General features: G+C 69.4%; 12 protein-coding genes. All 12 read right to left on the reverse strand.

The genetic code is table 11. The annotated features are described in order from the left end of the window. Positions 1-60: 60 nt before the first annotated feature. The gene (locus tag MUU77_RS08235; protein ID WP_245093667.1) at positions 61-465 is read right to left on the reverse strand and encodes a hypothetical protein; all 405 of its coding nucleotides are present in this window, start codon (positions 463-465) and stop codon (positions 61-63) included. 147 nt (positions 466-612) lie between these two features. Next, the gene (locus MUU77_RS08240; RefSeq protein WP_245093669.1) at positions 613-3,225 is read right to left on the reverse strand and encodes an EAL domain-containing protein; all 2,613 of its coding nucleotides are present in this window, start codon (positions 3,223-3,225) and stop codon (positions 613-615) included. A 166-nt stretch (positions 3,226-3,391) separates the two neighbouring features. Further along, entirely contained in the window at positions 3,392-5,647 is a 2,256-nt protein-coding gene (locus MUU77_RS08245; protein WP_245093671.1) for a methyl-accepting chemotaxis protein, read from the reverse strand. A gap of 216 nt (positions 5,648-5,863) precedes the next feature. After that, positions 5,864-6,352 carry a chemotaxis protein CheW gene (locus MUU77_RS08250; RefSeq protein WP_245093673.1) on the reverse strand — a complete coding sequence of 163 codons (489 nt, stop codon included), beginning with the start codon at positions 6,350-6,352 and terminating at the stop codon, positions 5,864-5,866. Between the two features lie 94 nt (positions 6,353-6,446). Then, complete coding sequence (locus tag MUU77_RS08255) at positions 6,447-9,152, reverse strand: methyl-accepting chemotaxis protein (protein WP_280640366.1); 2,706 nt, start codon at positions 9,150-9,152, stop codon at positions 6,447-6,449. 173 nt (positions 9,153-9,325) lie between these two features. Next, the gene (locus MUU77_RS08260) at positions 9,326-10,105 is read right to left on the reverse strand and encodes a flagellar brake protein (RefSeq protein ID WP_245093675.1); all 780 of its coding nucleotides are present in this window, start codon (positions 10,103-10,105) and stop codon (positions 9,326-9,328) included. 106 nt (positions 10,106-10,211) lie between these two features. After that, positions 10,212-10,874, reverse strand: coding sequence for a DUF1109 domain-containing protein (locus tag MUU77_RS08265; RefSeq protein WP_245093677.1), 663 nt, complete (start codon positions 10,872-10,874; stop codon positions 10,212-10,214). Next, on the reverse strand, positions 10,867-11,481 hold the full coding sequence (locus tag MUU77_RS08270; RefSeq protein WP_245093679.1) for a sigma-70 family RNA polymerase sigma factor: 615 nt from the start codon (positions 11,479-11,481) through the stop codon (positions 10,867-10,869). Before MUU77_RS08270 ends, MUU77_RS08265 begins: the two co-directional genes overlap by 8 nt. Before the next feature lie 73 nt (positions 11,482-11,554). After that, entirely contained in the window at positions 11,555-12,016 is a 462-nt protein-coding gene (locus MUU77_RS08275; RefSeq protein ID WP_245093682.1) for a DoxX family protein, read from the reverse strand. A gap of 76 nt (positions 12,017-12,092) precedes the next feature. After that, a complete protein-coding gene (locus MUU77_RS08280) occupies positions 12,093-12,635 on the reverse strand; it encodes a hypothetical protein (RefSeq protein ID WP_245093684.1) in 543 nt (180 codons plus the stop codon). A 250-nt stretch (positions 12,636-12,885) separates the two neighbouring features. After that, complete coding sequence (locus tag MUU77_RS08285; protein ID WP_245093685.1) at positions 12,886-13,782, reverse strand: DUF692 domain-containing protein; 897 nt, start codon at positions 13,780-13,782, stop codon at positions 12,886-12,888. A 13-nt stretch (positions 13,783-13,795) separates the two neighbouring features. Beyond that, a complete protein-coding gene (locus MUU77_RS08290; protein ID WP_245093687.1) occupies positions 13,796-14,119 on the reverse strand; it encodes a DUF2282 domain-containing protein in 324 nt (107 codons plus the stop codon). Positions 14,120-14,253: the final 134 nt, after the last annotated feature.

The raw sequence follows: 14,253 nt of genomic DNA on the forward strand, positions 1-14,253 counted from the left end.
CCGCTCTCGGGTGTGTCCTGGGCCTGGCAGGGCGCCTGCGCGCCCTGCCGGTGGAGCGCCTCAGCGGATCGTGGCCAGCTTCAGGTTGGACGGCGAATTCACCACGATCTCGGCGCGCGAGCTGTCGCGCTCGATGGTGCCGATCACGCAGACGTCCTTGCCTTCCAGCTCTTCCGGGGCCGGCTTGAACTTGGCGCGGGCATCGCCCGGGATGCGCGCGGTGAAGGTGTGGCGCGGGAAGTTGCCGCCCATGTACAGGAAGGTCGGCGTGCCTTCGGCGTTCTCGGCGAAACGGGCCTTGCCCACCTTGCCGCAGACGGTCCCGGCCTTGCCGGTGAAACGGGTGGCCATGTCCGCCGGGATGGCGTTGTCGACCTGCGACTGGCTGCTGGCCGGCGAGGCGGGCAGCAACAGGGCGGCACCGACGACGGCGATGGACAGGGTCAGGGCGGATGCGATTTTCATTCCAGTGGCTCCGGGTTTGCAGGAAGGGGTAACGGGTCACTGCCTGAAATCGGCTAGCCGCGCCCAAACTTGAGGTGACGGGGTCAAGTAAATGCCTGCATGCATCCGAATGGGCGGTCGGTCACACTTCGCCGTCCGCCTGCGGGTTCAGGACACCCGCACGGGTCCGGTTTCGGCCTCGACCGCGGCGGTATAGCGGTGCTCGGCCAGCCAGTGCTCGAGCGGGGCGGGCAGCAGGGGCGGCGAGAACAGGTAGCCCTGCAGCACCGGGAACCGCTGTTCGGTCAGGAAGCGGTGCTGCGACTCGGTTTCCACGCCCTCGGCGACGACCTTCATGCCCAGGCTTTCGCCGATGCGCAGCACCGAGGAGGTCAGCGTGCGCGCGATGGCGCTGGTGTCGATGTCGCGCACGAAGCTCTGGTCCAGCTTCAGCTCGCTGATCGGAAGGCGGTGCAGATGGCTCAGGCTGGAGTAGCCGGTGCCGAAGTCGTCCAGCGACAGGCGCACGCCCAGCACGTAGATGGCTTCGATGTTCTCCAGCACGTCCGGGTCCGGGTCCAGCATGACGCTTTCGGTGATCTCCAGCGTCAGGTCGTCCGGCGACAGGCCGTGTTCGTCCAGCAGGCCGGCGATCTGCAGCGACAGCGCGGGTTCGCGGAAATTGATCGCGGAGATGTTCACCGATACGCGCGGAATGTCGATGCCGCGGTGGCGCCAGTCGGCCATCTGCTTGCAGGCCTGGCGCAGCACCCACAGGCTGAGTTCGGCGATCAGGCCGCATTCCTCGGCCACCGGCACGAAGCGCGAGGGCGGGATGACCCCCAGGTCGGCGTGGTGCCAGCGCAACAGGGCTTCCACGCCGTACAGCTGCCGCTGGTCCCCGCCGCCGACCTGCGGCTGGTACTGCAGCTGCAGCTGGTCCAGGCGCAGGGCATCGCGCAGCGCGGTTTCCAGCGAGACGCGTTCCTGCGCCAGGCGGTTCATGTCCACGCTGAAGAAGCGGAAGCCGCCGCCGCCGTCGCTCTTGGCGCGGTACATGGCCATGTCCGCGTGGCGGACCAGCAGGTCGATGTCGCGACCATCGTCGGGGAACATCGCCACGCCGATGCTGGCGCTGGGGTGCAGGGTCATCAGGCCGGCGGCGGTGGGCGTGGAGATCGCGCCCAGCAGGCGCTCGGCCACGCTGCCCGCCTGCTCGGCGCTGCACATCGGCAGCACCGCCACGAATTCGTCGCCGGCCTGGCGGCCGACGATGTTGATGCCGCCCAGTTCCTCGCTCAGGCGCGCGGCCACGTCGCGCAGCAGGCCGTCGCCGGCCGCATGGCCCTGCGCATCGTTCACCCGCTTGAAGCGGTCCAGGTCGATGAACAGCACGGCGGCCGTGCCGTTCGCCTGGGCGACGTTGGCCAGGGCCTGTTCGGCCTTGGCGCTAAACATGATGCGGTTGGGCAGCCCGGTCAGCGTGTCGTAGAAGGCCAGCTGGTGGACGCGTTCGTTGGTCTGTTCGCGCTCCAGGGTCAACGAGCACAGGTGCAGGCAGGTGTCGGCCAGCCGTTCGTGCAGTTCGTCGGGGCCGCGGTTCTCGCGGTAGTAGAAGGACAGGGTGCCGAGGACGCGGCCGCTGCTGGACTTGATGGGATGGGTCCAGCAGGCGCGCAGGCCCAGCGGGGAGGTGAGGTGGCGCGTGTTCGCGCACAGCGGGTCGCTGGCGATGTCCTTGACCAGCACCGCGCGACCGCGCCAGGCGGCGGCGCCGCAGACGCCGGCGCGCGGGCCGATGGCCATGCCGTCGACCTTGCGCGCCCAGGCTTCGGGCAGGCTGGGTGAGGCGAGCGTACGCATCAACCCCTCGCTGTCCACGGTGATGATGGAGACGGTCAGCTCGGGCGCGATGTGCTCCACCTCGCGGCAGATCAGGGTCATCACGTCGGTCACGGCCCACTCGTGCACCAGTGCGTCCAGCACCTTGTTGTGCAGCACCTGGTGCATCTTGGTGCGGGTGATGTCGCTCAGCACGCTGACCAGGCCCAGCAGCGCGCCGTCCTCGTCGTGCACGGGGTTGATCGCCGCGGACAGCCACAGCGGCCGGCCGGACTTGGTGTACAGCAGCACCTCGGTCTGCAGGCCCTCGCCGGCGGAAATGGCGTGGTTGATCCTCTGGTCCAGCGACGGGTCGGTGTGCGGACCGGACAGCAACTGGGCGGGCCGGATGCCCCGCAGTTCCTCCAGCCGGTAGCCCAGCATGCGGGTGAAGCCGCTGTTGACGTAGACGACCTCGCGGTCGGCCGAGCTGATGAAGATCGCGTTGTCGCTGCTGTCCACCACGATGGACAGCTGGCGCAGCCGCGCCAGCTGGCGCTGCTGTTCGCTGGTATCGCGGACGAAGGCGGTGTGGAAGGCGTGCGCGCCCACTTCCATCCTGGACATCGAGACCGAACAGGCGATCTCGCTGCCATCCGGGCGCCGCAATGTGGCATCGCGGTGGCTGCCGGTCAGCGCCGCCAGGGTCGCTTCGGGCGAGGCGGCGGTCTGGGGGGCGGCCAGCAGGCGCGTGAACGGCAGGCCATGCACGTCCTCCCGGCGACATCCCCACAGGGCTTCCGCGGCCGGATTGAACAGCACCACGCGATGCCGGGCATCGACGACGAAGGCGGCATCGACGGACTGCTCCAGCACCTGCCAGAGACTGTCCTGCGAGGGCGCCGTCGCCGCCCGTGCGTCGTGTCCGGGCGCCAGCGAGGTCAGCGTGCGTCCTAGCATGCGGGATCCTTGTGGTGCGGGGGCGTCCGACAGCACGCGTCGTCGTGGGTGGGGAGTGCGACGGTCATCGGATGCCAGGGCTGGTGGGGTTTCTGGTCACTTATCGACCAGGGTCCGGATTACTTGAATGCGGTCACGGCAGGGGCGCGTCGCCGCGCCCGTCGCCTCAGAACTCCTGCCAGTCGCCCTCGGCGAAGGCGGGTTCGGGCTTGCGCGCGGCTGGCTTGCGCACGCTGGCAGCCGGTGCGGGCGACGCCTTGGCCGGCCGTGGCGCAGGCGTCGTCGGCCGCGCATGAGCGCCGGTCCTGGCCCGGGCCTCCAGCTTGAACACCGCCACCGACTCGGCCAGCGCCTGCGCCTGCTCTTCCATGCTGCGTGCGGCGGCGGTGGCTTCTTCCACCAGCGCGGCGTTCTGCTGGGTGGTCTCGTCCATCTGCACGATGGTCTGGTTGACCTGCTCGATGCCGGCCGACTGCTCCTGTGAGGCAGCGGAGATCTCGGCCATGATGTCGGTCACGCGCTGCACGCTGGCCACGATCTCGCCCATGGTGGCGCCGGCCTGGTGCACCAGCGCCGAACCATCGGCCACCTTGTTCACCGAGGTTTCGATCAGGTCCTTGATCTCCTTGGCGGCGTTGGCGCTGCGCTGGGCCAGCGTGCGTACCTCGGAAGCCACCACCGCGAAGCCGCGGCCCTGCTCGCCGGCACGCGCGGCTTCCACCGCCGCGTTCAGCGCCAGGATGTTGGTCTGGAAGGCGATGCCGTCGATGACCGAGATGATCTCGGCGATCTTCTTGGACGACTGTTCGATGTCGGTCATCGTGGTGACCACCTTGCCGACCACTTCGCCGCCCTGGGAAGCGACGCCTGCGGCGCCCTGGGCCAGCTGGTTGGCCTGGCGGGCGCTTTCCGCGTTCTGGCGCACGGTGGAGGTCAGTTCCTCCATGGAGGCGGCGGTTTCTTCCAGGTTGGCGGCCTGCTGCTCGGTACGGCGCGACAGGTCGCTGTTGCCGCTGGCGATCTCGCCGGCGGCGGTATTGATGCTGGTGGAGGCGTCCTGGATGCGGCCGACGATGTCGGTCAACTGGCTGACGGTGGCGTTGGCGTCGTCGCGCATGCGGGCGAACACGCCATGGAAGTCGCCTTCCATGCGCGCGGTCAGGTCGCCGTCGGCGATGGCGCGCAGCAGGGCGGACAGTTCGGCCAGATTGCGGTCGCTGGTGGCCATCATCGCGTTGAGGCCCTGCACCATGTGCAGGAAATCGTGGCGGAAGCCGGCCTCGTCGCCGCGGGCGGTGAAGTCGCCGGCGGCGGCGGCGGCGGCCAGGCGCCTGATCTCGCCGTTGATCGCCAGCAGGCTGGTCTTGGCCGCATCCATGGCTTCATGCAGGAAGGCGCGCGTACCCGGCAGGCGGCGGGCGTCCTGGCTCAGGTCGCCGCTGGCGTAGCGCTCCAGGATGCCGATCGCATCGCGGAAGGCATCCAGGTGTTCGAACATCATGGTGTTGATGCCGCCGGCCAGTTCGCCATACACGCCCGGGAAATCCTCCGGCATGCGATGGCTGATGTCCTCGGCGGCGTGCAGGCGGATCATGTCGCGCGTTTCATGAGAGAAGCGCTCCAGCATGTGCACCATCTCGTCGGTGGCCTTCAGCATCTGGCCGACCTCATCCCGTCCATGGTGGCCGGTGCGCACGCTCAGGTCGCCGCGGGAAACGCCCTTGATGGCGGCCAGCGCGCGCGAGACCGGTTCCAGCACCGACTGGCCGATCACCCAGCCGATCGCCATGCTCAGCAGCACCAGCAGGCCGCCGGCGATGGTCATGATGAAGGTGAACTGCAGCGCCTGGGCCTGGGTGTCGTCGACGTAGACGCCGGTGCCGATCACCCAGCCCCAGGGCTGGTACAGCACGGCATACGAGGTCTTCGGCACGGGGTCCTCTTCGCCGGCCTTGGCCCAGCTGTAGTCGACGTGGCCGCCGCCGGCCTGCGCCGCGCGGACGAACTCGGGGAAGATGCGCTTGCCGTCCGGGCTCAGTACATCGTCCAGCGGCTTGCCGATCAGGTCGGGGCGGGTGGGGTGCATCAGCATGGTCGGGACTTCGTCGGTCACGAAGAAGTAGTCCACGCCCTTGTTGGCCTGCATGGTGGACAGCGTGGCCAGCGCGCGCGCCTTGGCCTGGTCCTCGTCCAGCTCGCCGCGCTTGACTTGGTCGGCGTAGCCCTCGATCACGCCCAGCGCCATCTCGGTCTGGGCTTTCAGTCCTTCCTGCCGCGTGCCGGTCAGGTCCAGGTACTGCATGCGTGCGGCGACGACGGCCAGCGCGATGGTGCCCAGGGCGACCAGTGCCGTCTGGATCAGGAACTTGCGCTTGAGGGGGAGGTGGGACAGGGAGTGGGCGAGGCGGGCATTGACGTTCATGCGGAGATCTCTGGCGACGGGCGCGGTACGTGGGCGTTCGGGATGCGGGAGCCGATGGCCCTCCCGATCGATATCGGCCTGTGTCGGCGGAATTTCAGGGCATCCGGCGCTTCTTCGACGAAAGGCGGATGGGCCTGCCGGGCGGCGCGCGCAAAACGAAGGGACCGCGGGCCTTGCGGCCGGCGGTCCCGGGGCACGCTGATCGCAGGGCGGGCGTCAGGCCGCGACCTGCTCCGGCAGCGGCTGGCCGAAATCGGCGCTGTCGATCAGCGTTTCGATATCCAGCAGGATCAGCATGCGGTCGTCCACGGTGCCGATGCCCGAAATGAAGCGGGTGTCGACGCTGGCGCCGAATTCGGGCGTGGGCCGGATCTGTTCGGCATTGAGCGCGATCACGTCGGACACGCTGTCCACCACGATGCCGACCACGCGGTCCTCCACGTTCAGCACGATCATCACGGTGAAGGCGTCGTAGCGGGCCTCCTTCAGGCGCAGCTTCAGGCGCAGGTCGATGACCGGCACGATGGTGCCGCGCAGGTTGATGACGCCCTTGATGTAGTCGGGGGCGTCGGGCAGGCGGGTGACCGAGTCGTAGCCGCGGATTTCCTGGACTTTCAGGATGTCAACGCCGTAGTGCTCTTCTCCCAGGGTGAAGCTGAGGAACTCGTCCGCGCTCGCTGCGGCCTGTGTCTTCTTGTCGCTCATTGGTCGGGCTCCTGTGGCAGCCGGAATGGGGCAGGGGTTCCCGGGGCGGAACCGGTCTAGGCCTAGATCGGCCCCGGGCGGGGTTTCTTTAGGGTCAGTAGGGACGGGCTTCGGACAGGGCGCGCGGCGATGCCGCCGAGGTGATGCGGGTCACGCGCTCCTGCACCAGCCGGGCCACGTGTCCATGCTCGCCCAGCCGGAAGGTGGCCACGGCCTGGCTCAGCGCCTGGGCCTGCTCTTCCATGCTGCGTGCGGCGGCGGTGGCTTCCTCCACCAGCGCGGCATTCTGCTGGGTGGCTTCGTCCATCTGGGTGATGGTCTGGTTGACCTGCTCGATGCCGGCCGACTGCTCCTGCGAGGCGGCCGAGATCTCGGCCATGATGTCGGTCACGCGCTGCACGCTGGCCACGATCTCGCCCATGGTGGCGCCGGCCTGGTGCACCAGCGCCGAGCCGTCGGCCACCTTGTCCACCGAGGTCTCGATCAGGCCCTTGATCTCCTTGGCGGCGTTGGCCGAGCGCTGGGCGAGGGTACGCACTTCCGAGGCCACCACCGCGAAGCCGCGGCCCTGCTCGCCGGCACGGGCGGCTTCCACCGCCGCATTGAGCGCCAGGATGTTGGTCTGGAAGGCGATGCCGTCGATGACCGAGATGATCTCGGCGATCTTCCTGGACGACTGTTCGATGTCGGTCATCGTGGTGACCACCTTGCCGACCACTTCGCCGCCCTGGGAAGCGACGCCTGCGGCGCCCTGGGCCAGCTGGTTGGCCTGGCGGGCGCTTTCCGCGTTCTGGCGCACGGTGGAGGTCAGTTCCTCCATGGAGGCGGCGGTTTCTTCCAGGTTGGCGGCCTGCTGCTCGGTACGGCGCGACAGGTCGCTGTTGCCGGAAGCGATTTCGCCGGCGGCGGTATTGATGCTGGTGGAGGCGTCCTGGATGCGGCCGACGATGTCGGTCAGCTGGCTGACCGTGGCGTTGGCGTCGTCGCGCATGCGGGCGAATACGCCATGGAAGTCGCCTTCCATGCGTGCGGTCAGATCGCCGCGAGACAGCGATTGCAGCACGCCCGAGACCGCGTCCACGCTGCCGGCGATCGTCGCCAGCAGGCCATTGAGCTGCTGCGACAGCGCCAGCAGGAAACCCTGCTTGCCGGTTTCGGCGATGCGGCCGCTCAGGTCGCCCTGTGCCGCGGCCTGGACGATGCGGGTGACCTCCTGCTCGACCATCACCTCGGCGGTGCGGTCGGCCCATTCCACCACGTAGCCGATGCGCTGGCCGTCGCCGTCCGTCACCGGGTTGATGATCAGCTGCATGACGCGGCCGCCCACGTGGATCTGCGCGCGATGCGTGCCCTGCAACTGCGACAGGATGCGCGACTGGTGCTCGGGCTTCTTGTGGAAGACGTCGATGCTGTTGCCCACCAGGGTGCGCACGTCGAAGGCCGGCAGGTCGCGCCGCAGGTCCTGTTCGGCGTCGGTCAGCATCTTCATCAGCGGCCGGTTGGCGTAGACGATGGTGCGGTCGGCGTCGGCGATCATGACGTTGGTGGTCACTTCCTCCAGCGCGGTGCGGATGCGCAGGCTTTCGCGCGCGACGACCTGGTCGCGCTCGATGCGCTCGCGCAGGGTGGCCTGCATGCTGCGCAGAGCCTTCATCAGCGTGCCGACCTCGTCGTCGCGGCCCACGCCGATCTCGCTGTCCAGCTTGCCGGCGGCGATGTCGTCGGCCACGCGCACCGCGCCCGCCAGCGGAACGCTGACCTGGCGACGCAGCAGCCAGAACACCGCGCCGCACAGCAGCGCCGCGCCCAGCGCGCCCACGGCCACCACGGTCCACAGCACGGCGCGGGCTTCACGCATCAGCACCGCGCGCGGCACCACCACGCCCAGGGCGAACCGCTCCGCCGCCGTGCCGATCCGCAGCGGCACGTAAGCCTCGACCATCGCCTCGCCCGAGGCGTCCGGCACCTCGCGGAATACCGGCTTGTCGGCCGCGATCTGCTTCAGCAGCGCGGCCGCCCCGGGATCGGCGAACGGCTTGCCCAGCGATGCCTTGTCGTGATCGGCGATCACCACGCCCGCGGGGGTCAACAGGCGGACGAAGCCGGCCTCCATCGGGGTGAGCCTGGCAATGCGTTCCTGCAGCGATTGCAGGGCGAAGTCCACGGTCATCACACCGACGTATCGGTCGCCGTCCAGGATGGGCGTGGACAGCGTGGTCATCAGCACGTCCTTGCCGGCGATCTTGTAGACGTAGGGCTCGGCGACGACCTCGCGCTTGAGTTCGCGCGGACGCAGGTACCAGTCGCCCGCGCCGGGCACCTCGTAATCGCGCAGGGCTTCCAGCAGCGGCGCACCGTCGCTCCAGGCCCAATAGCTCATGAAGCGGCCCGTGTCGTCGTGGCCCTCGCTCGATAGGTGCTGCGCATCCTGGCCGTCGAAGGCGTCGGGTTCCCACAGGGTTCCGACGCCCACCCATTCGGGGTGCGCCTCCAGCTGGCGCCTGATGACGGCACTGGCGGCGGCGCGGCTGACGCCGTCGCCGGCGCGCTGGGCCAGCAGCGCGTGCGCCAGGGCCTGGTTGCCGTCGAAGGCGCGCCCGAGTTCGCCGGAAATGCGCTGTGCCTCCAGGCTGGCCAGCCCCTCCATGGTGGCGCGCGCGCCCGTCAACAGGGCCTGGCTGCTGCGCAGGTAGCTGGCCGCGGCAGCCACGCCGAATGCCAGCAGCGCGACCAGGGCGATGCCGTACATCACCCGCGTGGCGATGCTGCGGGAAGATGAGCGGGGAAGAGCGGATGACATGGCGGCCTCGTGCAGGTTGAGCGATACGGCGGTAACGCCTGCAGGCAGGGAGACCGCTGGCGGCGGTCACGCCCGTGTTGCAGGAGTGTTACGCCGTATATCGGCGGGCGTGCGGCCAGGTTGAGTGCGAAGACGTGCGATACGGAGGGCGGCGGCGCGAAACCCGACGCGGATCACGCAGCGCCACGTTCGCGGGCGCTGCGCTGGCGTTCCAGGCGGAAGATGTAGCGCTGGATCAGCGCATCGGCCCCGCGCGGCAGGTCGGTGAACTGGCAGCCGGCGCGCCAGCTTTCGGTGCCGTTCTGGTTGAGCTGGCTGTGCAGGCTCTTCACCATCAGGCGCACGCTCAGGGGGCCGCTGTCGGGCAGGTGCAGCAGGCAGTCCGGGAATTCGCGGTACGGCCGCAGCGTGGGGTTTTCCGCCTGGACCGCCAGGGCGATGCCGCCGCCGCTGATGTCGAGCACGCGGTAGCGCTCATAGGTGGTTTCGCCATCGGGGTGGTGCTGGGGAATGGCGCACTCCAGCGGTTGGGTCACCGGGACCTGCAGCCGGTAGTACTCGCGCCGCTGCAGGCGCAGCAGGGTCTCGGGCAGGTCGGCGCGGAAGGCGACCTGTCCTTCGTGGCGCAGGCGTACCAGCCCCTGCAGGCGGAACTGCACGTGGATGCGGTCCAGCCGGGAGACGCAGGTGACGTGGCTGGCGTCCTCGATGCTGCGATTGATGGCCTCGCTGGCGCTGCCGTCGATCAGGACGGCGTCTTCATCGTCCAGGACTTCGACGATGGAGGTCGGAAAGGTGTGGTTGCGCGGCATCGCGCAGCCGCTCACCAGGGCGCGTCGCTCGATCAGCGCCTGCAGGATGCGCCGGATCTCATGTCCATTGCGCACCAGGTACTTCTCCTCGTCCTCGTACCGGATCGGCTCGGCCAGGGGGGAGTCGGTGGGCTCGGTCATACGGTCGGCGATGGGGCAGCAGGCCCGGCGGAAGGCGTCACAGGCTGTATCGGCGTGCGTCGCATGATCTTTAGCGACGGCACGACGCCCCTCCGGTGGCGCCGTTTCAACGCTTGGCGTAGCCGATCCAGGAGAACAGCGGACGGCCGAGCAGCAGGCAGGCCAGCGACAGCACGACCACGGCGCCCATGTGCCAGAGCAGTACCATCAGCGCGGTCTCGCCGCCGTGGTAGAGGCTCACGCCGGCGGCCGACAGGGCCGCGGCGCTCAGGGCCACCAGCATCGCCGTCTGCGCGGGGCGGACGACCCCTGCATGGCGCACCATGACCAGCATCAGCAGGCCCAGCGGGATGCTGGTCATGGTGATCGCCACCGTGCATTCGGAACTGACGAGTTCCACCAGGAAGGCGTCCGCGCCCAGGCGCGCACGGTCGTGCAGACAGCCCCAGCCCAGGCCGCCGAGCCACAACAGCAGGGGGGGCAACGGCAACCACATCCATCGCAGCGAGCGTCCCGGCACGCTGATCTGGAACACCGCGTATGCGGCCGTCAGTCCGGTCAGGACGCTGGCGATCCATTCGACCAGCACCGGCGGTCTGGACAGCTCCGCGGCCAGGCCGGCGCGCACGCCGTAGACCCATACGATCATGCCGATCATGACCGCCGCCAGCGCCGACCAGGCCAGCGTCCTGCGCAGCGGCGAGGTCAGCGGGCGCACCGGTTCGGCGCGCGCGGCCAGCTGATCGATCAGGTGGCGGGTCTCAGTCACGGTCTTCCCCTTTGCCCAGCACATGCTGGAGCGATTTCAGCGCCCGGTGGCAGGCGACCTTCAAGGCGCTCACGCTCTGGCGGCTCTCGGCCGAGGCTTCGTTCAACGACATGTCCTTCAGGTGCACCAGTTCGATGGCCTGCTGCTGGCGGGGCGAAAGCTGTGCCACGGCCGCGCGCACCTCGCGCGCCGCCTGCCGGCGGGCGGCGGCCTCCTCCGGGCCCGCGTTCGCATCGTCCACGCGGTCGAGCGGTTCGTCGGTGAGGACTTCGTGTTCGATCCGTCGCGCGCGCCGGCGCAGCACATCGATGCAGCGACGCGTGGCGATGGTACCCAGCCAGGGCTTGAACGGACGACCCGGCTCGTAGGTGTGACGGACGCCGTGAACGATCAGCAGGATGTCCTGCACCGCGTCCTCGGCATCTTCGCGCGCGCCCAGGTAGCGGCGGGCGATGGCGCGCAGGTAGGGAACGATGGCGCTGAGCAATGCGTGGTAGGCCACGGTGTCGCCGGACTGCGCGCGCGCCATCCAGGCACCCCATGCATCGTCATCGCCCGGGGGCGCGCCGGAGAGTCCATCGGGTACCTGCTCGCGATGCAGGGGCATGTCCGCGGCTGCGTCCGGCACGGGAAAGGGAAGGAGAGTGGCCATCATGCGGTGCCCCTGCGTGGCTGCCAAGTCACCGGCCCTGCGTGCCGACGCGCGCCAGCAAGGCATCCAGCGAGATCGTGCCGGGCCCGCGCGCCATCAGGTACAGCAATGCCACCGCCCACAGGCCATGGGTCGGAAAGGCGTCGGGGTAGACGAACACCTGGATGACCAGCGTCATGACCAGCAGCGCCAGCGCCGAGAGCCGGCTGGCAAGCCCGGCCAGCAGCAGGACGGGGAACACGTGTTCGGCCACGGCCGCCATGCGCGCGGCGAACTCGGGCGCAAGCAGGGGCAGCGCGTACTCGCTGCGGAAGAGTTCCAGTGCGTTGTCCGACAGGCGTGGAATGCCCAGTTCGAACGCGCCGCGGAGGGGATCGACCACCAAGCCTTCGATCTTGGTCTGTCCCGACTGCCAGAAGGTCATCGCCACGGACACGCGGGCCAGCACGGCGACCAGATCGTGCGGGATGCGCCCGAAACATGCCGTCATGCGGTTCGCGTACCGTATCGGCAGAGGCGTGGAGGGGCGGGAAGGCGTAGGGATCGGTGTGGTCCGACTGTTCACATCAGGGCTCCGGAAGAGGGTCGAGCGCCACGACAAGGCCGTGCGTCACCAGGACGGCGAACAGCGCGCCGTCGTCCAGCAGGGGAACCGCCAGCCGCGCCCGCTGGAACGCACGTCCCAGCGTGAGGCCATCGCGCAGGGCATCCAGCAGTTCCAGCGCGCCGGGTGGCAGGCGCTCCACCGCGACCTCCAAGCCGGGCCGCGCGACCAGCGTGTCCTCGGCGCGCGTGGCATCCACGTCCTCCAGCGCCGCGGCGGACGGATGGGCCAGGCCTTGGTGCGCCTGCCAGAGCGTGCACGCGGCATGCTGCGAACGGAACCACGTGCACGCGGGATGCAGCACCACACGCGTGCGATGAAACCGCGATGGATCCGCCAGCAGCGCGTGGTAGGCCGCGTGCGGAAGGGGCGCCGCATCGGCGGCGTGGTAGGCCTGGATCCGCCGGGCTTCGATCTGCGCCACGTCCGCCAGATAGGGAACGCTGGCGGCCGGCGCGAATGCGGCGATGAAGTCCGGCAGGCCCAGGGCGTAGTCGATGAGCATGGGCGAACGGGGGGATCGGCCAGCACGCGCTCACGTGCCATCGCGCGGAAAAAGGGCTCGCCCACGAGCGCCTGGCTGACCGGGAACGCGTCGGCCAGCGCATCGACCAGGCTCACGATGAAGGTGTTGCGATGCACGGCCAGGCGCCGTTGGGCATCGTCGCCGCCCTGCGCGAAGTCTTCGCCGGCCACCGGCCGGGCGGGCGCCCGCAGCGCCGTCGCGAGGGTGTTGTAGACGCTGTCGTGTGCGCTCATGCCGCGGCCTTCGCGCATGCCGCCGCGTCGATCGAGACCTGCGCCCGGGTGGCCTGTTCGCGCAGCCGCGCATAGGGCGGAACGTGGGTATCCCATTCGATCAGGGTCGGCACCGGCCCGGTCCGCGCCAGCACCTGGCGGAACAGCGCCCAGACGGCCTCGTCCACCGGCGCGCCATGGTCGTCGATCAGCAGGGGCTCGCCGTGGATGCCCCCATCCCGGGCATGGCCGGCCAGATGGATCTCGTGCACGGCGTGCAACGGCATCGCCTCCAGGTAGGCCTGGGGATCGCGGCGATGGTTGTGGCACGAGACATGAACGTTGTTCACGTCCAGCAACAGGGCGCAGCCGGTGCGCTGGACGATGGCCGCGATGAACTCGGGCTCGCTGTACGTGCCGTGGGCGAACTCGAGATAGGTGCTGGGGTTCTCCAGCAGCAGGCGCAGCCCCAACCGTTCCTGCACCTGGTCGATGTGCCGGCACACGCGCGCCAGGCTGGCCGCGTCGTAGCGCAGCGGCAGCAGGTCGTTGAAGAAGCGGCCGTTATGGGTCGACCACGCAAGATGCTCGGAGAACACCGCCGGACGGTAGCGCGCGACCAGCGTCTCCAGGCGGGCGAGGTGGGCGGGGTCGAGCGGGCCTGCGCCGCCCAGGGACAGACCGACCCCGTGCAGGGAGAGCGGCAGGCGCTCGCGCAGCGTCGACAGCATGTGGTGCGGCGCGCCGCCCGCACCCATGTAGTTTTCCGCATGCACCTCGATGAAGGCAGGTGGGTGCGCATCGCTCATCAGGTCCGCGAAGTGCACCGGCTTGAACCCGATGCCGGCCTGCGCGGGCAGGCAGGCATCGGCCGTCCCGCAACCGGTACCCGGGGCGTGGCAGCGAACGTGCACGGCTGCGGGCCGATCAGCCGGCCTTGGCGGGCTTGGGCTTGAACTCGGCCAGCTGGCCGAAGCCGGTGGGCGAGGTCTTGGAAGCGGTCTTGGTGCAGGTGCCGGCGGGCACGTACTTCCACGCATTGGCCTGGTGGTCGCTCTTGGACGTTCCGGCACAGGTGGTTCCGGGGCCTGCGGCGCAGTCGTTCTTGCCCGCCATGGCAATGCCGAAGCAGCGTTCCTTGGCGGCGCCCTTCTCGGCGGCGGACGCGGGGGCGGAGCCTGCGGCCAGGACCGAACCGAGAGCGGCGGCCAGGGCAAGGGCGGGTACGGCGGACGAGCGGCGGATCGACATGGGACGTCTCCTGTTGGCGGGATGGAGGGCGGGCACCGTGCCGGCCGCTCTCACAGGAAGACTTCGTCGCGATGGTGGAAAAGGTTACGTCTGCCGCCCATCGGCGCAGGTGTTCCGCCCCGGTCGTCGCACCC

Source organism: Pseudoxanthomonas sp. F37, from assembly GCF_022965755.1.
In the GTDB taxonomy this organism is placed as follows: Bacteria; Pseudomonadota; Gammaproteobacteria; order Xanthomonadales; family Xanthomonadaceae; genus Pseudoxanthomonas_A.